The organism is Streptomyces sp. NPDC058872, from assembly GCF_042743065.1.
Classification (GTDB): domain Bacteria; phylum Actinomycetota; class Actinomycetes; order Streptomycetales; family Streptomycetaceae; genus Streptomyces.
Genome location: NZ_JBHYMK010000023.1, coordinates 92,255 through 112,331, shown reverse-complemented (window position 1 = coordinate 112,331; position 20,077 = coordinate 92,255). Strand labels below are relative to the sequence as shown.

Genomic DNA, 20,077 nt, shown 5'->3' with positions numbered 1-20,077 from the left:
GTGGTCGCCGTGCTCGCCGTGAAGCTCACCGTGAGCGACGAGCTCACGGCGAAGGAACTGACCGGACTCGCGCTCTCGGCCCTGGTGTGGATCGCCTTCCTCGGCGTGGCCCACCAACGGATCCGTTCCCTGGGGACGGCCCGGCCGCTCCCGCTCTCGCACCGGGGGGCGCTGCTCGCGGCAGGGTGCACGATCGCGCTCGCCGCCTTCGGGGTCGCGGTGATCTGGTGAGTCCTAGGGGACCGTCACCACGACCTTGCCGTTGAGGCCGCCGGCCGCATTGGCGCGTTGGGCGTCGGCCGCCCGCTCCAGGGGGAAGGTCCTGGCCACCCGTACCGCGAGGGCGCCCTCGTCGACCAGGTCGGCGAGGGCCGCGAGGTCAGCGGCATCGGGACGGACCCAGAAGTAGCGACCGCCGAGGGCGAGGACCTCCCCGTCGGCGATGGAGGCCAGTCGCCCCCGCGGGGCGAGGAGTGGGGCGGAGAGCTTCAGGAAGGGCCCGCCGATGGTGTCCAGCACGGCCTCCAGGCCCAGCGGGGCAAGGGCCCGGACCTGGTCGGCGAAGGTGTCCTCGTCGTACCGGACGGGTTCCGCGCCGAGTTCGGCGACCCGCTCCAGGCCCGCCTCCCTGGCCGCACCGATCACCCGGCAACCGAAGTGACGGGCGATCTGCACGGCCATCGAGCCGACCCCACCGGCCGCCGCGTGCACCAGGACGGTGTCCCCGGCGCCGACGGCGAGGGCCTGGCGGAGCACCTGGTACGCGGTGAGGCCGGCGAGCGGCAGCGCGGCGGCCTCTTCGAAGCCGAAGGCACGGGGCTTGCGGGCGAGGGTGCGGACGGGCGCGGCCACGTACTCGGCGAAGGTGCCGTGCGCGAGGAAGTCCTCGCGCACGTACCCCATCACCTCGTCGCCCTCGGCGAACTCGGTGACGGAGACGCCCGGACGGACCACCACCCCGGAAACGTCCCAACCGGGGACCACCGGGAACACGGTGTCGAGCATGCCGTCGAGATAACCCGCCTGTGCCTTCCAGTCGACGGGGTTGACCGCGGCGGCCCGCACCTTGACGAGGACGTCATCGGGGCCGACCTTGGGGTCGGGCAGTTCGCCGTACTCCAGGACTTCGGGACCGCCGTACCGGCTGTAGCTGATCGCCTTCATACCCTCGACCCTCGGTGCGTCCGGGTCCACCCGCAAGCCGGGAGGGCCCGGGCCGGACCGGAAACCGGTCCCCGGGTGCGGGGACCGGGGCCCGGGTGCGAAAAACGAGGCCCGGGGGCGGGGACGGGGGCCCGGCTCACCAGCTTTTCACCGGGGTGCGGCGGCTGGCACCCTTCCCCCTGTCCAGTCGGGCTCTCATCCAGGGGGGAATCCTTGTCCGCCAACGACCCTTACGTGGTCCAGCTCGCTCCGAACGTGCACGCCTTCGTCCAGCCGGACGGCGGCTGGTGCCTGAACAACGCCGGGTTCCTCGGCGACGCGGGCGAGTCGCTGCTCGTCGACACCGCGGCCACCGAACGACGGGCGAGGTTGCTGCGCGGAGCAGTGCTCGCCGAGGGCTTGCCGCTGCCCGGGACCATCGTCTCCACCCACCACCACGGCGACCACACCTACGGCAACGGCGTCTTCCGGCCGGAAGCCCGGATCGTGGGGCACGAGAACTGCCGCTCCGAGCAGCTCGCGGCCGGACACCAGCTCCATCTGCTGTGGCCCCAGACCGACTTCGGCCACGTCGACATCCTGCCGCCCTCCGTCACCTACGACGAAAGGCTCACGCTCCACGTCGGCGACACGGAGGTGCGGGTGCTCCACCCGGGTGCCGCGCACACCACGGGCGACTCGATCGTGCACCTCCCGGAGCAGGGCGTGGTCTTCACCGGCGACCTGGTCTTCCACGGCGGGACGCCGTTCCTCCCGATGGGCTCGCTGGTGGGTTCGCTGCGCGCGCTGAACCTGCTGCGGTCCCTCGACGCCCCGACGGTGGTGCCGGGGCACGGCCGGGTGACCGACCCCTCCGCGTACGAGGCCACGGAGCGGTACCTGCGCTGGGTGCAGGAAGTGGCGGCCGAGGGGTACGCCAGGGGAGCGACCCCCTTGGAGACGGCACGGCGGACCGAACTGGGCGAGTTCGCCGCGTGGCGGGAGAGCGAGCGACTGGTGGCGAACCTGCACCGGGCGTACGCGGAGCTGGAGGGCCTGCCGGAGGGGCACCCGCTCGACCCGGTCGCGGTGTTCGGGGACATGGCGGCGATGAACGGCGGGATGCCGGTGGCCTGCCACGCATGAGGGTCGCCCGTGCCCCCGGTGGGCAGCGGGCGGGGCCGCGCTCCGGAGCCGTCCGCACCTCCCTCGGGGGGCACGGGCGGGGCCGGAGTGCGCGCGGGCTTCTCCACCACCCCCTGGACGACATACCGACTGGTCGGTCATCATGAACGGCGACCGAAGTCGATCCGGAGGTACGCCCGCATGAGTTCCGCCCCGCCACCTGGCCTCGACCCCGAACAGCTGCGCCGGTTCCTCGACCGCGAGCGACCCGGCCTGGTGTCCGGCCCCCTCGAAGCCCGACTGATCGAGGGCGGCCGATCGAACCTGACGTACGTCGTGAGCGACGGCTCCGACCGCTGGGTCGTCCGCCGCCCCCCGCTCGGACACGTCCTCGCCACCGCCCACGACATGCGGCGCGAGCACCGCGTCATCAGCGCCCTCCACCCGACGGACGTGCCGGTCCCCCGGACGGTCCTGCTCAGCGAGGACACATCGGTGCTCGGCGCGCCGTTCTACGTCATGGAGTTCGTCGAGGGCACGCCGTACCGCTCGGCCCGCCAACTCGCCCCGCTCGGCCCCGAGCGCACCCGCGCCGCGGTCCTCGGCCTGGTCGACGCGCTCGTCGATCTGCACGCCGTCGCGCCGGAGGCGGTGGGGCTCGGGGACTTCGGGCGGCCCGAGGGCTTCCTCGACCGACAGCTGCGCCGCTGGGGCAAGCAGCTCGACGCCTCGCGCGGTCGGGAACTGCCCGGCATCGAGCAGCTCCACGCGGCCCTCGGCGGCGCGCTGCCCGCCTCTCCCCCGCCCACCGTGGTCCACGGCGACTACCGGCTCGACAACGTCCTCATCGGCGAGGACGACCGGATCCGGGCCGTCCTCGACTGGGAGATGTCCACCCTCGGCGATCCGCTCACCGACCTCGGCCTCCTCGTCATGTACAGCACGCCGCTCGACCTGCCGGAATCGCCCGTCTCCACGACCGCGACGGCCCCCGGACATCCGAGCGCCGCCGAGCTGGTCGAGCGCTACGCGGCGCACTCCGGCCGGGACGTCAGCGCCCTCTCCTGGTACACGGCCTTCGCCTGGTTCAAGCTCGCCGTGATCCTGGAGGGCATCCACTACCGCTACACCCTCGGCCAGACCGTCGGTGCCGGCTTCGACCGCATCGGCGCCCTCGTCCCCGTCTTCATCGAGCACGGCCTGACCACCCTTCAGGAAGGCTGAACCGTCATGGACTTCTCCTACGACGCCCGCACCGAGGAGCTGCGGACCCGGCTCCTCGCGTTCATGGACGAACACGTCCATCCGGCCGAGTCCGTGGCCGAGGAGCAGCGCGCCCTGCTCGCCTCCCCCTGGGACACCCCGCCGATCGTCGAGGACCTCAAGGCCGAAGCCAAGCGACAGGGCCTCTGGAACCTCTTCCTGCCCGACGCGGAGTACGGCGCCGGGCTCACCAACCTCCAGTACGCGCCGCTCGCCGAAATCACCGGCCGCAGCCCGCAACTGGCCCCGACCGCCCTCAACTGCGCCGCCCCCGACACCGGGAACATGGAACTGCTCGCCCAGTTCGGCGACGAGGCGCAGAAGAAGCAGTGGCTGGAGCCGCTCCTCGCCGGCGAGATCAGGTCGGCCTTCGCCATGACCGAGCCCGAGGTCGCCTCCTCCGACGCGACGAACATCGAGACCCGGATCCGGCGGGACGGCGACGCGTACGTGATCGACGGCCGCAAGTGGTACATCTCCGGGGCGATGAACCCCGACTGCAAGGTCTTCATCGTCATGGGCAAGACGGACCCGGAGGGGGCCGACCTCCGTCGCCAGCAGTCGATGGTCCTCGTGCCGCGCGACGCCCCGGGCGTCGAGGTCCGGCGCGCGATGCGGGTGTACGGCTACGAGGACCACTACCACGGCGGTCACGCCGAGGTGGTCTTCGACGGGGTCCGGGTCCCGGCGTCGAACATCGTCGGCGAGGAGGGCGGCGGCTTCGCCATCGCGCAGGCCCGGCTCGGCCCCGGCCGCATCCACCACTGCATGCGGCTCATCGGCATGGCGGAACGGGCCGTCGAACTGACCTGTCGGCGCGCCGTCTCCCGCACCGCCTTCGGCAAGACGCTCGCCCAGCAGGGCGTCGTGCAGAACTGGATCGCCGACGCCCGGGTGACGATCGAGCAACTGCGGCTCCTCGTCCTCAAGACCGCCTGGCTCATGGACACCGTGGGCAACCGGGGCGCGCACACCGAGATCCAGGCCATCAAGATCGCGACGCCGCGCGCCGTCGTCGACATCATCGACAGGGCCGTACAGGCGCACGGGGCGGGCGGCGTCTCGCAGGACTTCCCGCTCGCCGAGCTGTGGGCGGCGGCGCGGACGCTGAAGCTCGCGGACGGACCGGACGAGGTGCACCAGAGGTCGCTGGCGCGCCGGGAGCTCAAGAAGTACCGCTAGGCGGCCCGCCCGAGGACCGGCCGCCCCCTCCGGGAAGAGGGGGCGGCCGGTCCTACCGGGGCGACCGCGGGCCGGTCAGGGGCGCAGGGCCCTGAGGAGCAGGTCGGCGAGGTGTCCGGCGACCTGCTCGGGAGCGAGCGGGCCGTCCGGGCGGTACCAGGTGGAGAGGTGGTGGACCGAGCCGAAGTGGTAGTCCACGACCAGGTCGGCGGGGGTCGCGTCGGAGAACACGCCCGACCGCTGCCCCTCTTCGACCAGGGCCCGGAAGCGCTCGTGGTAGCGGCGCCGCTCGGCTCGGACCTGCTTGTTCTTCTCGGGGCTCAGGTGGTGCATGGAGCGGAAGAAGATGGCGGCGTCGTCGAGGTTCTCGATGGTGGTGACGACGACGTCGGCGGCAGCGGCCCGCAGGCGCTCCTCGACGGGCGCGTCGGCGTCCGCGAAGGCGTCGAGCCGCTCCTGCTGGAGGCGCAGGACCCGGGAGTACACCTCCTGGAGGAGGTCCTCCTTGGAGCCGAAGTAGTGGTAGAGGGCCCCCTTGGTGACTCCGGCGGCCTCCACGATCTCCTGGACGGAGGTGCGGTCGTAGCCCCGCTCGGCGAAGAGCCGGGTGGCTGCGGCGAGAAGCCTCTGGGGGACGGGGGCGCCGCTTTCGTCCGTCGTCCTGGCCATGCTCCGCCGCCTTCCCTAGTGATCGTTTTCAGTCAGGGGAACTCGTTCCCGCCAGGAAATCTTCCCATCAGTCCGCGCTCCGTTTTCACGGGTGCCCGTCTCCCAGGTCTGCTGGACGCGGTTCATCGTGTCGAGCCACCGCTCGGGATCGGCGGATCGGTTGCGGTAGTAGCCGGCGACCTCGGGGTGCGGGAGGACGAGGAAGCGGTCGGCGTGCACGGCGTCGAGGAGGGCGTCGGCGACGTCCTCGGGCTCGATGGCCGTGGGTGCCAGGACGAGCTCGCCGGCGGACCCCGCGGCGGTGAGCATGTCCGTGCGGACGCCCTGCGGACAGATGGCGTGGACCTTGAGTCCGCGGTGGCGGTAGGTGAGGGAGAGCCATTCGGCGAAGGCGTACGCACCGTGCTTGGAGACGCTGTAGGGCGCCGCACCGATCATGGTGAGCAGTCCGGCGGCGGAGACGGTGGAGACGAAACGGCCGCGGCCCCGCTCCAGCCACTCGGGGAGCAGGGCACGGGCCGCACGGACGTGGGCCATGACGTTGACGTCCCAGGCGGCGGCCCAGACGTCCTCGTCGGCGAAGGCGTCCCCCGGTGAGGAGAGTCCGGCATTGGCGCACCAGACGTCGACGGTGCCGCCGAGCGCCTCACGGGCCTCGGCGACGACGGCGGAGGCGTCGCCGGGGACGGGAACGCCACCGATCTCCTCGGCGACGGCCTTGGTGCGCTCCGGGTCGAGGTCATTGACGACGACCCTGGCGCCCTCGGCGGCGAAGCGGCGGGCGAGTGCGGCTCCGATGCCACCGCCCGCTCCGGTGACGACGACGCCGGCACCCTGGAGCTCGTTCGTGTCCGCGGTCATGGACCCACCCTCTCGGCTGTGACGACCGGGACAGACTAACCAGTCGGTATGGAATGGCGGAAGACCCGCCCGCACGCCTCGTTCCCCAGGGCGACCGGAAACGCTAGCGTGCGGGCCCGTGCCACTCCGAGGAGGTCCCGCATGAGCCTGTCCCGACGGAACCTACTGGCGGCGGGAGGCGCCTTCGGAGCGGCGGCGGCCACCGCTCCGGCCGCCGCCGCGCCGTCCCCCGGGCACGGCCGGGTGCGCACGGGTTTCGAGCGGCTCGCGGCGGACGGGTACGCCCTGCTCGCGGGCGATCGCGTCGGCATCGTCACCAACCCGACCGGCATCACCCCGGACGCACGTCACGTGGTGGACGTCATGCACGCCGACGAACGGGTCGACCTGGTCGCCGTCTTCGGCCCCGAGCACGGATTCCGGGGAACCGCCCAGGCCGGCGGTTCCGAGGGCCGGCACGACGACCCGGCGACGGGGCTGCCCGTCTACGACACGTACCTGAAGAGCGGGCAGCCGCTGGCAGACGTCTTCACCGCCTCCGGGGCGGACACGGTGGTCTTCGACATCCAGGACGTCGGGGCGCGCTTCTACACGTACATCTGGACGCTGTACGACTGCATGGCCGCCGCCGCGCTCGCCGGAAAGCGCTTCGTGGTCCTGGACCGGCCGAACCCGGCGAGCGGACGGGCGGCGCTCGGCCCCGTACTGGAACGGGAGTACGCGAGCTTCGTCGGGCGGGAGCCGATCGCACAGGCGCACGGCATGACGGTGGCCGAGCTGGCCGGGCTCTTCAACGACGCCTTCCTGCCCTCGCCCGTCCCCCTGGAGACGGTGCGGATGACGGGGTGGCGGCGGACCGGGTTCTTCGACGCGACCGGCCTCCCCTGGGTACCGCCCAGCCCGAACATGCCGACGCCCGAAACCGCGCTCGTCTACTCCGGCACCTGCCTCTTCGAGGGCACGAACCTCTCCGAAGGGCGCGGCACCACCCGCCCCTTCGAACTCCTCGGCGCCGAGGGGGTCGACCGTCGGTGGGCGGGGGCCGCGAACGCGCTCGACCTGCCCGGGGTGCACTTCCGCGAGGCGTACTTCGCCCCGACCTTCTCCAAGTTCCGGGGAAGGACCGTGGGCGGGGTGCAACTGCACGTCCACGACCGGGACTCCTTCGACCCGGTGCGCACCGGAATCGGGCTCCTCGTCACCGCCCGCACCTCGTGGTCCGGCTTCGCCTGGCGCCCGGACCACTGGATCGACAAGCTGACCGGCTCCTCCCGGGTGCGGACGCTGATCGACGCGGGCGCCGACGTGGACGAGGTGGTCGGGGCGTGGCAGACGGACCTGGCGGCCTTCCGGGCGGTGCGGAGCGCTCACCTGCTCTACCGCTGACCCGTACCCGGTGCGGACGGGCGGGGCGTTCCCGGGGCGGCCCGCCCCCACGCGCCCGCCCCCCGCGCCCCTCCTGGCACGGGACCTCGACGGCCCTGCCCCGCCGACCTCCCTCGCACGTCTGGACGGGACCGTACGTGGGCATGCTGGCCGGGGAGCCGCCGCCCGCGCACGGGGCGCATCGGCGCTGCGGCCCCTCGACGTGGAGGGACGGTCGGACCGTGGCCGGGATGAGTGTGGAGCCGTACCGGGAGATCACCTTCGACAAGGACGGCGACGGGCCGCCGGGCCAGGTCTCGGCCCTCGCCGCGCTGGCGCGGCAGGGCGTCGACGACCTGGTGGTGTTCGCGCACGGGTGGAACAACTCCCCGTCCGGCGCGACCCGTCTCTACTCCGACTTCTTCGCCCCCTTCCCCGGGTTGCTCGCGCCCGGTGTAGAGGCGGGCTACGCGGGGGTGATCTGGCCTTCGATGATGTTCACGGACGAGCCGGTCCCCGACTACCGGGCCCTCGTGACGGCCCTCCCCGAGAAGGAGCCGGTCATCGGCCGACTCACCGAACTCCTGTCCGCGGCACCGGCTTCGGAGTCCGCGTTCGCGGAGTTCGGGACCCTGCTGCGCGCCCTGGCGGACGTTCCCGGGGCGGGTCCGGCCGGCTTCGCGGGTGGTGCCGCCGACGCCTCGGCACCGGTGCCGGAGTTCCTGGTCGCGGACCCGGTGACCGTGTGCGCGCTGTTCACGGACGCCGTCGAGGGCCCGGGCGCGGAGACGGCGGCAGGCTTCGGCGAGGGGCTGAAGCGGTATTGGAAGGGCGCCAAGGAAGCGCTGCGCCAGGCCACGTACTACGTGATGAAGAAGCGGGCCGGTCAGGTCGGCGAACACGGGCTCGGACCGCTGCTCGGCGAGGTCGCGCGCACCGCCCCCGGGCTGCGGGTCCACCTGGTGGGCCACAGCATGGGCGCCCGACTCGTCGCGTACGCCCTGCGGGGACTGCCCGCCGGGGCACGACCGGTCGCCTCCGTGACCCTCCTTCAGGGCGCCTTCTCCCACTACGCGTTCGCCGCACGACTGCCGCACGCTCCCGAACGGTCCGGCGCACTGCGGGACGTCCAGCGCCGGGTCCGGGGGCCGGTGGTGGCCTGCTACTCGCGGCACGACACCGCGCTCGGGGTGATGTACCCCCTGGCTTCCCGGCTCGCGAACGACTCCGCGTCCCTGGCCGGCGAGACCGCGGGGCTGCTCGGCACGGACGACCCGCGCTGGGGCGCCCTCGGACACGACGGCGTGCAGGCGGTTCCGGGAACGGTCCGGCGCACCCTCGCGGAGGCCCTTCGGGAGGGCGTACCGGGCTCGGGGTGCATCAGCGTGGATGCGGCGGAAGCGGTCCGCTCCCACAGTGACATCCGCCACACCGACCTGGCCCGGTTGATCGTTTCGGCGACCCGGACGGGGCGGTAGGCAGGGCTCCGGAGCCGGTGCGACGGGCGCGGTCGGCCACGTCCGCCGCCCCGGCTCCGAGTCGCGCGGGCGCCTCGGGGGACGGATCCCCCGAGGTGCCGATGGAACGCAGCGGGGCTCCCGTTCGTCCCTCCTGATAGCGCGAAAGGACCAGCGACGGAGGTGGCGAGGGATGGCCGGTTTCCGGAGTCTTGCGAGACAGGTGCGCGATCCGGGGTGCGACACGGCACTGCGCAGGTACTCGCTGCGCAAGTGCCTGGAGAGGTTCGCGCCCTATGGGCACCGCGCCACCTGGGACCACCTGTGCCGCAGGCACAGGTTCGAACCCGAGGACCGGGACCTCGACCCGCGAAGACTGGTGGCCGCGCTCGACGAGCTGGAAGAGGCCAGGGCCGTGTGGCTCGCCTACGAACAGCGGTTCGCCGCCCGGCGACGGCGCGAGAAGCAGGAGGGGCTGCGCGGACTCGCGGCGCTCGACCGCTGGCACCACCGCGTCTGGGGCGGCAACGGGGTGGTGCGGTGCGGCGATCCGGCGGTGCACCCCGCTGAGCCGTTGCCCGAGGTGCTGCGGCGTCTGATCGCCGCGTTGGAGCGGGGCCCGGGCGAGGCGTGCCCGGTGTGTGCGGGACCGCGGATCGAGTGGTCCGGTCCGGGCGATCCGTACGAACCGTGGCTCGGCCCGGTGTGCGGGGACTGCGGGGTGGGCGTCCCGCGGGCCGTGCTGACCTCCGGGGCGCTGGCCCGGGCACGCGGAGACCGGCACCGCCCGCTCGCTCCGGCGGCTTGAGCGGAACCTCCCCCTTCGGCGTTCCGGGCCGTCCGACCTGCTCCGCCTCCGGGACGAGACCCCGGCCCGAGCCTTCGACCCGCCCCGTCCAGAAGGCGGATGCGACCGGTCCGTCGACGATCGGCGCACGACCCCGCCCGCTGCTCCGGTGCGGGAGCACGGGGGCGACGCCTTCGACGCCCCCTCGTTGCCGGTCGGCCCCGCGCGCATGACGAGCGGCGCGGGCGGAAGCCGGCCCGTCAACCGTTCTGCTGCACCACGCCCCTGGTCGAGAAGGTGACCGGGTCGCCGCCCGGGAAGTCCCCCGGCGGGATGCCCGGGTGGTGGCCGTCCTTCGGAGCCGCGCGTTCGTCCTGGGGAGTGAGGGCGAGGCGCGAGACGATGCGGTAGCGGTCACCCCGGTAGAGCGAGTGGACGTACTCGACCGGACGGTCACGGGCGTCGGTGGTGAGCCGTTCGAAGAGGAGCGCCGGGGACAGTTCGGGCACGTCCAGCAGATCCGCCTCGGTGCGGGTGACGACGGTCGGCTCGATCGACTGCACCGCCTCCTTGACCTGGACCCCGTGCCGGTCGCGCAGGTGCTCGTACAGGTCGCCCTGCTCCAGCTCGCCCCGGGTCAGGTCCGGGACCAGGTCCGCCCGGACGTGCAGGTGTTCGATGGCCATGGGGGAACCGTCCACGAGGCGGAGACGGGCCACGTAGTGGATCTCGGCCGCGGGGGAGATCCGGAGCTTGCGGCCGACCCGGGCACCGGCGGGCAGGGTGCGGAACTCCAACAGCCTGCTGGTCCACGCCCCGCCGGCCCGGGGCAGGCTGAAGGCCGTCCGGTCGGAGACCAGCTCCTGGGTGATCTTCTCTGCGGCGACGAACATGCCGCGCCCGTGCTCGCGCACCAACAGGCCGGCGACGACCAGTTCGTCGACGGCCGCGCGCAGCGTGGGGCGGGACACGCCCAGCTTGGCACAGAGGGAGCGCTCGGAGGGGATGGGGTCGCCCGGCCGCCGCACCTCGATGAGTTCGAGGATCGCGTCGCGGACCCTCTCACGCTTGAGCATCGCGCCGGAGGCTGCCGCGTCGATCTCCATACGGGGCTCTCGTTCGTCGTCGGGATGTTCGCTGGTCAATCTTAACTGGTCTGCTGGTCAAGGGTCAGCCTCTAGAGCATTTCGACGTGATCCAGTCGAAGCAGACGCTGGATTGGCCAAGAAGGTTCTTGGCATGGGGGGTTGACGCCACCATTGGTCCATGCCACCTTCATCCCGCATCAACTGGTAAACCCCGAACTGGTAAGTGGACAGGTCGGGGTCGCCCCCCCCTTGTTCTCCAGCTCCCCGAGGTGAACCGTGAAGCACCGCCCACTCGCCCTGCTCGGCGCCATGCTGCTGGGCACCGGACTCGTCGCCTGCTCCTCGTCCGCCGAAGGCACCGGCCGGGACGACTCCGCCCGGACCGCCCTCGACGTGTGGCTGATGCGCGACAGCGTGTCGGACGCCTTCCAGGAGGAGTTCGAGGCCGGCTTCGAGAAGGGCCATCCGGACATCGACGTCAGGATCCAGATCCAGGAGTGGGAAGGCATCGGCGAGAAGGTGACCGCCGCCCTCGCCAGCAACGACGCCCCGGACGTCATCGAAGTGGGCAACACCCAGGTCGCCCAGTACGCCCAGAGCGGCGGCCTCACCGACTTCAGCGACAAGGTCGCCGAGCTCGGCGGCGACGCCTGGCTCAAGGGCCTCGCGGAACCCGGCGCCTGGGAGGGCAGGCAGTACGGCATCCCGTACTACGCCGCCAACCGCGTCGTCATCTACCGGACCGACCTCTTCGCGCGGGCCGGCATCGACGCCGCGGCCATCAAGACCCGCGCACAGTGGCTCGCCGCCACCGAGAAGCTCAACGGGGACGGCGTACAGGGCATCTACCTCCCCGGCCAGAACTGGTTCGCCCTCGCCGGTTTCGTCTGGGACGAGGGCGGCGACCTCGCCACCCGGGACGGCGACGGCTGGAAGGGCGGCCTCGACAGCCCCGAAGCCCTGCGCGCCATGGACTTCTACAAGCGGCTCCAGTCCCTCGGCAAGGGCCCCAAGGACTCCGACGAGTCCCGCCCGCTCCAGGCCGAGGTCGTCGCCAAGGGCGAGGTCGCCCAGGTCATCGCCGCCCCCGGCGGGGCCAAGGTCATCGTGCAGAACAACCCGGGCCTCAAGGGCAAGCTCGGTTTCTTCCCGATCCCGGGGAAGACCGCCGACGCCCCGGGCGCCGTCTTCACCGGCGGCTCCGACCTCGTCGTCCCCGTCGCTGCCGCGCACCAGGAGGAGGCGTACGCCTTCATCAAGGAACTCACCGGCGAGACCTGGCAGAAGAAGTTGGCCCTCGCGATGAGCTACGTTCCGAACACGACCGTCCTCGCGGGCGCCGTCGCCTCCGATCCCGGCGCCGCGGCGATGGCGGTGGGGGCGGCCAACGGCCACGCCACGCCCAACACCCCCCAATGGGCCGCCGTCGAGGCCAAGAACCCCGTCAAGGACTACATGACGGCCGTGCTCATCGGCCGCGACCCCGAGGACGAAGCCGCCAAGGCGTCCCGGTCCATCACCACCACGCTGAACAGCGGTTCCTGACCCGATGCCGGACACCCGTACCCCCGGACGGGGCCGGCGGCCGAACCGGCGCCGCCGCCTCGCCCCGGGACCCTACCTGCTGATCGCACCCGCGGTCCTGGGCATGCTCTACCTCCTGCTCTACCCGCTCGCCAGGGCCCTCCTCATCTCCTTCCAGGACTTCCGCCTGCGGGAACTGATCCGTGGTGACGCGGAGTTCGTCGGACTGCGCAACTACCAGACCCTGCTGGGCGATCCCCGGTTCTGGGAGGTGGTCCGCCGCACCTTCCTCTTCATGGCGGTCAACGTCCTGGCCATCATGGTCCTCTCCACCCTGGTGGCCCTGATGACCGAGCGGTTGGGCAGGGTCGGCCGGACGGTGGTCCTGAGTTCGCTCGTCCTGGTGTGGGCCGTGCCCGTCGTGGCGGCCACCACCGTCTTCCAGTGGCTCTTCCACTCCCGGTTCGGCATCGTCAACGAGGTGCTCACCGGTCTGGGCCTCACCTCCTTCGAGGGGTACGCCTGGTTCGCCCACGGCGGCGCCGCCTTCGCGATCGTCGTCGTCCTCGTGGTCTGGCAGTCCGTGCCGTTCGCCGCGATCACCCTGTACTCGGCGCTCACCACCGTCCCGGAAGAGCTCTACGAGTCCGCCCGCCTGGACGGGGCCGGCGCCACCAGGATCTTCCGGTCCGTCACCTTTCCCCTCATCCGGCCGATCTTCATGCTCGTGCTCTCCCTGGAAGTGATCTGGACCTTCAAGGCCTTCGTCCAGATCTGGGTGATGACCCGGGGCGGACCGGGCGACGCCACCACCATCCTGCCCGTCTACGCGGTGCAGACCGCCCTCGCCAACCAGCGCTACGACCTCGGATCGGCCGCCTCCATGGTGACGGTCCTGCTGATGAGCGGCGTCCTCGTCCTCTACTTCCGCCAACTGTTCCGCCAGGAAGGGGAGCACTCGTGACCACTCCGCACGGCGCCGCCCCGCGCCGCGCACCACGGGGGCGGGACTCCCTCCGGCGCCTGCGCCGGGTGCCCCTGCTCGCCGCCGCCGCCCTCACCGTCGTCTGCTGCCTGTTCCCCGTCTACTGGATGGTGGCGACCGCCTTCAGGCCGTCCCGCGACATCCAGTCCTACGACCCCGAGCTCATCCCGCGCGAGTGGACCCTGGAGCACTTCCGCACCGCAGTCGGTGCCGACGGTTTCGGGCTGTTCTGGCGCAACAGCATCCTCGTCACCCTGGGAGCCGTCCTCCTCTCCCTGCTCGTCGCCCTGGGTGCCGCCTATGCCGTGGCCCGACTCCGCTGGCGCGGCCGGCGCACCTTCCTCCTGGCCGTCTTCATCGCCCAGATGGCGCCCTGGGAGTCCCTGATCATCCCGATCTACATCATCTCCCGCGACACGAACATGCTCGACCGGCTGCCCACCCTCACCCTCGTCTACTTCATGATCACCCTGCCGTTCACCGTGGTGGTGCTCCGCGGCTTCATCGCCGGCATCCCGCCCGAGTTGGAGGAGGCCGCCCAGGTGGACGGCTGCACCCGGGTCGGCGCGTTCCGCCGGATCGTCTTCCCCCTGCTGGCACCCGGTCTCATGGCGACCTCGCTGTTCGGGTTCATCACCGCGTGGAACGAGTTCACCTACGCCAACTTCCTGATCATCAAGCAGCAGGACAGCCGCACGCTGCCCGTCTGGCTCTCCTCGTTCCAGTCGACCTTCGGCACCGACTGGGGCGCCACGATGGCCGCCGCCACCCTCTTCGCCCTGCCCGCGCTGATCGTCTTCCTCGCCCTCCAGCGCCACGTCACCTCCGGTCTCACCGCCGGAGGGGTGAAGGGCTGAACCGGGGCCCCGCCCGCGCCGCACACCACGCCCCGCCGGAGCGACCGCAGAGGTACGCCACCGTCGCCCGGTCCGATCCGTCCCGCGCCCCGCCGCACACCAGAACCGGAGACACGCCCCGTGGACCTCCCGCACCCCGCCCCCTCCCCCGGCCGCACCCCGTGGTCGGCCTCCGCCCCCGCTCCCGTCCGTCCCGAACTCTCCCTGGTCCCCCGCCCCACCACGCTGTCCGTCCACCCCGGCCGCTTCCGCATGGACCGCACGACCCGCCTGCGCATCACGCCGGGTGCCGAGGGCGCCGCCGACCTGCTGCGCAGCTATCTCACGCCCACCACCGGGCTCCCGCTGGACCACGCCGACGACGGCTCCTTCGTCCTCGCCCTCGTCCCCGCCCTGACCGGACTCGGGGAAGAGGGGTACGGGTTGACCGTCGGCTCCCGCGGGGTGCTGCTGCGGGCCGCCCGACCCACCGGTCTGCTGCGCGGCGTCCAGACCGTCCGTCAACTCCTGCCCCAGGCGTCCGCTCCCGGGCGCCGCGCCGTCGAGGTCGACCTGCCCGGAGTGGAGATCACCGACGTTCCGGCCCAACGCTGGCGCGGCATGCTGCTCGACGTCGCCCGCCACTTCCAGCCCGTCTCCTACCTGTACCGCTTCGTCGACCTCCTGGCCCTCCACAAGCTCAACGTGTTCCACCTGCACCTCACCGACGACCAGGGGTGGCGGATGCCGGTGTCCGCGTACCCCCGGCTCACCGAGATCGGCGGTCGGCGCGCCCGGTCGATGGTCGGTCCCGCCGGCAGCGGGTGCTTCGACGACCGCCCGCACGGGGGCGCGTACAGCCGTGAGGAGCTCGCCGGACTGGTCGCCCACGCAGCGGCCCGCGGCGTGACCGTCGTTCCGGAGATCGGGGTGCCCGGTCACGTGCGGTCCGCGCTCGCCGCCCACCCGGAGCTGGGCAACCGCCCGGAGGAACCGCTCGACGTGTGGACCCAGTGGGGCGTGTGCCCCAATGTGCTCGGCGTCGGCGACCACGTCCTGGACTTCTTCCGCACGGTGCTCGACGAAGTGATGGACCTCTTCCCCTCCCCGTACGTCCACATCGGCGGCGACGAGTGTCCCACCGACGAATGGGAGACCAGCCCGGCCGCCCTCGCCCGCTCCGCCCGGGAAGGGCTGGCCGGTCCGCGCGACCTGCACGGGTGGTTCCTGGGCAGGGTGGCGGAGCACGTGGTGCGCGCCGGACGCCGACCGGTCGCCTGGGCGGAGGACGGTGCCGCGCTCCCCCCGGAATGCACGGTGATGAGCTGGCGGACGCCCCGGCACGCCTGGGCCGCCGCCCGCCGGGGCCACGACGTCGTCCACGCCGACCACCGCTCGACCTACTTCGACTACGCCCGCGGGGACGGCGTCCACGAGCCGCCCGCCCAGCCCGGCCACGTCCTCGACCTGCGCGCCGTACACGGACTCGACCTCGCGCCGCCACCCGAGGAACCCCACCTCGCCCCACGGGTCCTCGGCGTACAGGGGCAGCTCTGGACCGAATTCGTGACCACGCCCGCGCACATCGAGTACCTCACCTATCCCCGCCTGTGCGCCCTCGCCGAACGCGCCTGGGGCCGCACCGACGACTGGCGGGACTTCTCCTCCCGGCTCACCGGGCACCGGGCACGGCTCGCCGCGCTCGGCGTACCGCACGACACGCTCCCCGACCGGGCGGCGCACGCCCCCGTCTGACGCCGTCCCGCTCCACCCCTTCCCCCACTTCTCCCGCAACCGGCGGGAGTGCACGAAAGGAACGTCGGATGAGTACGCGTCCCACCCGCCGCGGCACCCGCGCGGCCCTCGCCCTGACCGCCCTCGTGGGCGGCGCGGCCCTCACCGCCCTGCCCCTCGGCACCGCTTCCGCCGCCCCGGGCGACGTCCTCGCCGTCCAGTACCGGACGAGCGCGAGCGGGGCGACCGCGGACCAGAGCGAGCCCTGGCTCAAGCTCCGCAACACCGGCTCGAACAGCGTCCCGTTGAGCCAGGTCAAGATCCGCTACTACTTCAAGGCGGACACTCCGACCGCCTCGTACCGCTTCGCGTGCTCCTGGGCGGTCAAGGGCTGCTCCGTCATCACCGGCACGTTCGGCACACTCCCCCACCCCACCGCCACCGCCGACCGCTACCTGGAGGTCGGCTTCACCCCGGCGGCCGGTTCCCTCGCCCCCGGCTCCGACACCGGCGACATGCAGCTCCGCTTCTACCTGTCCACCTGGCAGACGCTGCAACAGAGCGACGACTACTCCTTCAACGGCGCCCAGACCTCGTACGCCGACTGGTCCCACGTCACCGCGCAGCTCGCCGGCGAGACCGTCTGGGGCACGGCGCCCGCAGGGAACGAGCCGACCGACCCGCCCACGGACCCGACCGATCCGCCCACGGACCCGCCGGCCGGCGGCCAGACCCTCTTCGACGACTTCTCGTACGCCTCGCACACCGATCCGGCCCTGTCCTCGCACGGTTGGAGCGTCCGCTCCAACTCCGGCGGCCCGGGCGTTCCCGGTGCCACCTGGGACCCCTCGAAGGTCACCTTCGTCACCCAGGGCGGCAACACGGTGATGAACCTGGAGACCTCCAGCGCCGGCACCAGCTCCAGCACCGTCCAGACCGAAGTCCTCACCAAGGCGACGAAGTTCCAGAACGGAACGTACGCGGCGCGGGTGAAGTTCTCCGACGCTCCCGCGTACGGCCCCGACGGCGACCGCGTCGTCCAGACCTTCTTCACCATCAACGACCTCAAGGCGCCGATGGCCGACGACTACGCCGAGTACGACTTCGAGTACCTGCCCAACGGCGGTTGGGGAGAGCCCGCCAACATCCTCTACACGACCTCCTGGGAGACCTACAACCCGGACCCCTGGCAGGCGGTCAACCAGCACAGCGAGAGCCGCACCAGCTTCACCGGCTGGCACGACCTCGTCGTCACCATCGACGGGAACGCCATCACCTACTACGTGGACGGTGCTCTCTTCGGCACGCACGGCGCCGCCTACCTGCCCGAACGCCCCATGTCCATCAACTTCAACCAGTGGCTGATCGACCTCAACGGTCAGCCGTCGACCGCGCCGCGTGCCTATGACCAGCAGGTCGACTACGTCCTGCACGTCAAGGACCGGGTCCTCAGCCCCGCCCAGGTGGCCGCGAAGGTGGCCGCCCTGCGCAGCGCCGGCACGACCTTCGTGGACGAGGTCCCGGCCTCCTGATCCGCTGGCGCCCGCCCGTCCCCTCCGGGAGGGGCCGGGCGGGCGTCGCGCGGAACCCGGCACGCAGCGGTGTCGAACCGGGGCGGCCGGCACGAGGACGGTTGAGAGAATATGTAGATCGGTCTACTGTGCTCCCATGGGACTGAAGGGCGCGGAGACGCGGGACCGGATGCTGGACGCGACACAGGAGCTGATCGAGACCGGGGGGTACCTCGGCGCCGGGCTCAACCAGGTGATCGCGACCAGCGGCGCGCCGCGCGGCTCGCTCTACTTCCACTTCCCCGGCGGCAAGGACCAGTTGGTCGGCGAGTCCCTCCGGCGGGCCGGGCGGACGATCGGCGACACACTGGAGGGCCTGGCCGACTCCCGTCCGTCGGTGGCGGGGTTCGTCGAGGCGGTGCTGCAGCACCTGGGCGACCGACTGGAGGAGTCGGGCTGGCGCAAGGGGTGTCCGGTGGCCACCGTCGCACTGGAGATGGCCAGCACCAGCGACCCCCTCCAGGAAGCGTGCTCGGAGGTCTACTCCTCGTGGGAGGAGGCCCTGCGCGCACGCCTGGCGGGTCGCCCGGACGCCGATGACCTGGCGGTCACGGTCCTGGCCCTCGTGGAGGGGGCGCTCCTGCTGGCCCGGACGCACCGCAGCCGGGAGCCGATGGACCGGGTCGCCCGCCAGATCGGCGTCCTGCTGAGCTGATGCGACCCGCCGGGAACGGCGGGTCCTTCGCTGCCCAAAAAATATGTAGACCGATCTACTAAGGAGACTTCATGGACGCGATCGTCTTCGGCGCGACCGGCTTCATCGGCCGCTCGCTGGTCGCCGAACTGCTCACCCGGGGTCAGCGGGTGGCAGCAGCCGTGCGCCGCGACACCCTCACCCCCTGGCTGGCTTCCCAGGGGGTCGACACCCGCGGGCTCGACGTCGTCACCGCCGACATCACCCGACCGCTGACGGGGCTGCCCGAGGTCCGGGACGTCTACAACGCCGCCGCACGCTTCGCCTTCGGACTGAGCGAACAGGAGGCGCGGGCGACCAACGTCACCGGGGCGCTCAACGTGGTCGAATGGGCCGCCGCACTGCCCCGGCTGCGACGGTTGGTGCACATCAGCGGTTACCGGGTGAGCGCGGCCGGGGACCACCCCGACTACGCCGGCCTGGGAGCCTACGAGGCGTCGAAGCTCGAGGGGGACCTCGCGGTGCGCGCCCGGGCCGAAGCGCTGTCGGTCCCGCTGACCGTCGCCAACCCCAGCACCGTGATCGGGCCGGGCCAGTACATCGGCATGGCCACCCTCGTCGAGGACCTCTGGAACGGGCGGCTCCCCGCCCTGCCGGGCGGCCCGGACACCTTCCTGCCGATCACCACGATCGACTACCTCGCGCGGTTCCTGGCGGAGGTCCCCGCGTCGCCCGCGGGCGAGCACTACTGGGTGCTCGACGACGACACCCCGCTGCTGCCCGAACTGATCGGCACGATCGCCGACCACACCGGCGTGCGGGCACCCCGCCGGACCGTCTCCACCGATCTGCTGCGGCGGCTGCCCCGACGGTTGACCGGTGTCGACCCCGAGACGCTGTCCTTCCTGTCGACCGACCGCTACCCGACGGCCTCCGCCCGCGCCTTCGCCGCGAGCGTCGGCCTGGAAACACCCCCGGCCGCCGACGCCCTGCGCACCTGGGCCGACGACCTGGTGGCCACCCGCTTCGGCGCCGCATCGCCCTGGCTGCGCCCGTACGGTTTCCACACCGTGGCGGGCAGCCCCACCTGGGTGGCCGGAGAGCGGCGCCGCCCCGGCCACGTCCTGCTGCACGGGCTGCCGATGAACGCGGACCTCTGGACACGGCTCGCCGCCCACCTCCCCGGACCGGTCCTCGCCCCCGACCTCCCCGGCCTGGGGCGCTCGGCGGCCACGACCCGGGCGACGGACGCGTGGCTGGCGGACCTGCTGGGCCCGACGCAGACCCGCCCCGTACTGGTCGCGCACTCCCTGGCCTGCGGACCCGCGGTCCGCTTCGCCGTCGACCACCCCGACCGGATCAGCAAGCTGGTGCTCGTCTCGCCGGCCTTCCTCCAGGAACCCGCTCCGCGGTTCGCCCGCTCGGGCCTGGCAGCGCCCGTACTGCGCCGGATGCCCGCCGCCCGACTGGCCCGGACGCTCGGCGTTCCCGAAGGCCCGGAAGTACGGAGCGCCGCAGCCGATCTGCGCCGCCCCGGGGTGGCGCGCCGGGTGACCGCGGCCTTGCGCGCGGACCTCGCCGAGCGCCGGCGGTCGCAGGCCCTGTTGGACCGGCTGACCGTCCCGGTACAGATCATCGTGGGCTCGACGGACCCGCTGGTCACGGCCGTCGACTTCCCGGTGGCCGAGATCGCCGGGGCCGGACACTACCCCCAGCTGACCCATCCCTCCGAGCTCGCACGGCACCTCGATGCCGTCCCCGCCCCGACCGGCGGATGACCCGGCCCCGCCGGAGGCCTTGCGGCGCCCCTCCGGCCCGGGCACGCGATCGAGGGCGCCCCTCACCGGCGGGGG

Annotated in this window: 18 protein-coding genes; 14 read left to right on the top strand and 4 right to left on the bottom strand. The window is 72.4% G+C overall.

Annotated elements, in window-relative coordinates:
• Positions 1-231 (top strand): hypothetical protein (locus ACFW22_RS17370; RefSeq protein ID WP_386404693.1); only part of this gene is annotated, 231 nt, incomplete at its 5' end.
• Positions 232-234: 3 nt separating this feature from the next.
• Here ACFW22_RS17370 and ACFW22_RS17365 read toward each other — a convergent pair.
• On the bottom strand, positions 235-1,164 hold the full coding sequence (locus ACFW22_RS17365; protein WP_386404690.1) for an NADP-dependent oxidoreductase: 930 nt from the start codon (positions 1,162-1,164) through the stop codon (positions 235-237).
• A 213-nt stretch (positions 1,165-1,377) separates the two neighbouring features.
• Here ACFW22_RS17365 and ACFW22_RS17360 point away from each other — a divergent pair, with 213 nt between their 5' ends.
• From ACFW22_RS17360 to ACFW22_RS17350, 3 genes are all read left to right on the top strand, one after another.
• Entirely contained in the window at positions 1,378-2,289 is a 912-nt protein-coding gene (locus tag ACFW22_RS17360) for an MBL fold metallo-hydrolase (protein ID WP_386404687.1), read from the top strand.
• A 180-nt stretch (positions 2,290-2,469) separates the two neighbouring features.
• Complete coding sequence (locus ACFW22_RS17355) at positions 2,470-3,492, top strand: phosphotransferase family protein (RefSeq protein WP_386404684.1); 1,023 nt, start codon at positions 2,470-2,472, stop codon at positions 3,490-3,492.
• A gap of 6 nt (positions 3,493-3,498) precedes the next feature.
• Positions 3,499-4,713, top strand: a complete 1,215-nt coding sequence (locus tag ACFW22_RS17350) for an acyl-CoA dehydrogenase family protein (RefSeq protein WP_386404681.1) — start codon at positions 3,499-3,501, stop codon at positions 4,711-4,713.
• Positions 4,714-4,788: 75 nt separating this feature from the next.
• Here ACFW22_RS17350 and ACFW22_RS17345 read toward each other — a convergent pair whose 3' ends face one another.
• Complete coding sequence (locus ACFW22_RS17345) at positions 4,789-5,382, bottom strand: TetR/AcrR family transcriptional regulator (protein WP_386404678.1); 594 nt, start codon at positions 5,380-5,382, stop codon at positions 4,789-4,791.
• Between the two features lie 15 nt (positions 5,383-5,397).
• Positions 5,398-6,243: an SDR family oxidoreductase gene (locus ACFW22_RS17340; protein WP_386404675.1), complete on the bottom strand. Its 846-nt coding sequence runs from the start codon at positions 6,241-6,243 to the stop codon at positions 5,398-5,400.
• Between the two features lie 141 nt (positions 6,244-6,384).
• On the opposite strand from ACFW22_RS17340, the gene ACFW22_RS17335 reads away from it, so the two are divergent.
• The 3 genes from ACFW22_RS17335 to ACFW22_RS17325 all read left to right on the top strand — a co-directional run bounded on the left by ACFW22_RS17335 (position 6,385) and on the right by ACFW22_RS17325 (position 9,873).
• Positions 6,385-7,629 carry an exo-beta-N-acetylmuramidase NamZ domain-containing protein gene (locus ACFW22_RS17335; RefSeq protein ID WP_386404673.1) on the top strand — a complete coding sequence of 415 codons (1,245 nt, stop codon included), beginning with the start codon at positions 6,385-6,387 and terminating at the stop codon, positions 7,627-7,629.
• A gap of 230 nt (positions 7,630-7,859) precedes the next feature.
• Positions 7,860-9,086: a serine-threonine protein kinase gene (locus tag ACFW22_RS17330; RefSeq protein WP_386404671.1), complete on the top strand. Its 1,227-nt coding sequence runs from the start codon at positions 7,860-7,862 to the stop codon at positions 9,084-9,086.
• 172 nt (positions 9,087-9,258) lie between these two features.
• Complete coding sequence (locus ACFW22_RS17325) at positions 9,259-9,873, top strand: hypothetical protein (protein WP_386404668.1); 615 nt, start codon at positions 9,259-9,261, stop codon at positions 9,871-9,873.
• Between the two features lie 239 nt (positions 9,874-10,112).
• On the opposite strand, the gene ACFW22_RS17320 is transcribed toward ACFW22_RS17325, so the two are convergent.
• Complete coding sequence (locus tag ACFW22_RS17320) at positions 10,113-10,958, bottom strand: GntR family transcriptional regulator (RefSeq protein ID WP_386404665.1); 846 nt, start codon at positions 10,956-10,958, stop codon at positions 10,113-10,115.
• Positions 10,959-11,216: 258 nt separating this feature from the next.
• On the opposite strand from ACFW22_RS17320, the gene ACFW22_RS17315 reads away from it, so the two are divergent.
• The 7 genes from ACFW22_RS17315 (at position 11,217) to ACFW22_RS17285 (ending at position 20,002) form a co-directional block, all read left to right on the top strand.
• On the top strand, positions 11,217-12,485 hold the full coding sequence (locus ACFW22_RS17315) for an extracellular solute-binding protein (protein WP_386404662.1): 1,269 nt from the start codon (positions 11,217-11,219) through the stop codon (positions 12,483-12,485).
• A 4-nt stretch (positions 12,486-12,489) separates the two neighbouring features.
• Positions 12,490-13,428, top strand: coding sequence for a carbohydrate ABC transporter permease (locus ACFW22_RS17310; RefSeq protein WP_386404659.1), 939 nt, complete (start codon positions 12,490-12,492; stop codon positions 13,426-13,428).
• Positions 13,425-14,306, top strand: coding sequence for a carbohydrate ABC transporter permease (locus ACFW22_RS17305; RefSeq protein WP_386404656.1), 882 nt, complete (start codon positions 13,425-13,427; stop codon positions 14,304-14,306). The genes ACFW22_RS17310 and ACFW22_RS17305 overlap by 4 nt, the downstream gene beginning before the upstream one ends.
• 204 nt (positions 14,307-14,510) lie before the next feature.
• The gene (locus ACFW22_RS17300; RefSeq protein ID WP_386404712.1) at positions 14,511-16,040 is read left to right on the top strand and encodes a beta-N-acetylhexosaminidase; all 1,530 of its coding nucleotides are present in this window, start codon (positions 14,511-14,513) and stop codon (positions 16,038-16,040) included.
• A gap of 68 nt (positions 16,041-16,108) precedes the next feature.
• Positions 16,109-17,551, top strand: coding sequence for a cellulose binding domain-containing protein (locus tag ACFW22_RS17295; RefSeq protein WP_386404653.1), 1,443 nt, complete (start codon positions 16,109-16,111; stop codon positions 17,549-17,551).
• A 136-nt stretch (positions 17,552-17,687) separates the two neighbouring features.
• Positions 17,688-18,245, top strand: coding sequence for a TetR/AcrR family transcriptional regulator (locus ACFW22_RS17290; protein WP_386404650.1), 558 nt, complete (start codon positions 17,688-17,690; stop codon positions 18,243-18,245).
• 71 nt (positions 18,246-18,316) lie between these two features.
• The gene (locus ACFW22_RS17285) at positions 18,317-20,002 is read left to right on the top strand and encodes an alpha/beta fold hydrolase (protein ID WP_386404647.1); all 1,686 of its coding nucleotides are present in this window, start codon (positions 18,317-18,319) and stop codon (positions 20,000-20,002) included.
• The last annotated feature ends 75 nt before the right edge of the window (positions 20,003-20,077 follow it).

Bases quoted from the DNA above. Each gene is read 5' to 3' on its own strand.
- ACFW22_RS17355 (WP_386404684.1), top strand. From the start codon at position 2,470: ATGAGTTCCGCCCCGCCACCTGGCCTCGACCCCGAACAGCTGCGCCGG.
- ACFW22_RS17350 (WP_386404681.1), top strand. From the start codon at position 3,499: ATGGACTTCTCCTACGACGCCCGCACCGAGGAGCTGCGGACCCGGCTC.
- ACFW22_RS17345 (WP_386404678.1), bottom strand. From the start codon at position 5,382: ATGGCCAGGACGACGGACGAAAGCGGCGCCCCCGTCCCCCAGAGGCTT.
- ACFW22_RS17340 (WP_386404675.1), bottom strand. From the start codon at position 6,243: ATGACCGCGGACACGAACGAGCTCCAGGGTGCCGGCGTCGTCGTCACC.
- ACFW22_RS17335 (WP_386404673.1), top strand. From the start codon at position 6,385: ATGAGCCTGTCCCGACGGAACCTACTGGCGGCGGGAGGCGCCTTCGGA.
- ACFW22_RS17285 (WP_386404647.1), top strand. From the start codon at position 18,317: ATGGACGCGATCGTCTTCGGCGCGACCGGCTTCATCGGCCGCTCGCTG.
- ACFW22_RS17295 (WP_386404653.1), top strand. From the start codon at position 16,109: ATGAGTACGCGTCCCACCCGCCGCGGCACCCGCGCGGCCCTCGCCCTG.
- ACFW22_RS17365 (WP_386404690.1), bottom strand. From the start codon at position 1,164: ATGAAGGCGATCAGCTACAGCCGGTACGGCGGTCCCGAAGTCCTGGAG.
- ACFW22_RS17320 (WP_386404665.1), bottom strand. From the start codon at position 10,958: ATGGAGATCGACGCGGCAGCCTCCGGCGCGATGCTCAAGCGTGAGAGG.
- ACFW22_RS17330 (WP_386404671.1), top strand. From the start codon at position 7,860: ATGAGTGTGGAGCCGTACCGGGAGATCACCTTCGACAAGGACGGCGAC.
- ACFW22_RS17290 (WP_386404650.1), top strand. From the start codon at position 17,688: ATGGGACTGAAGGGCGCGGAGACGCGGGACCGGATGCTGGACGCGACA.
- ACFW22_RS17310 (WP_386404659.1), top strand. From the start codon at position 12,490: ATGCCGGACACCCGTACCCCCGGACGGGGCCGGCGGCCGAACCGGCGC.
- ACFW22_RS17325 (WP_386404668.1), top strand. From the start codon at position 9,259: ATGGCCGGTTTCCGGAGTCTTGCGAGACAGGTGCGCGATCCGGGGTGC.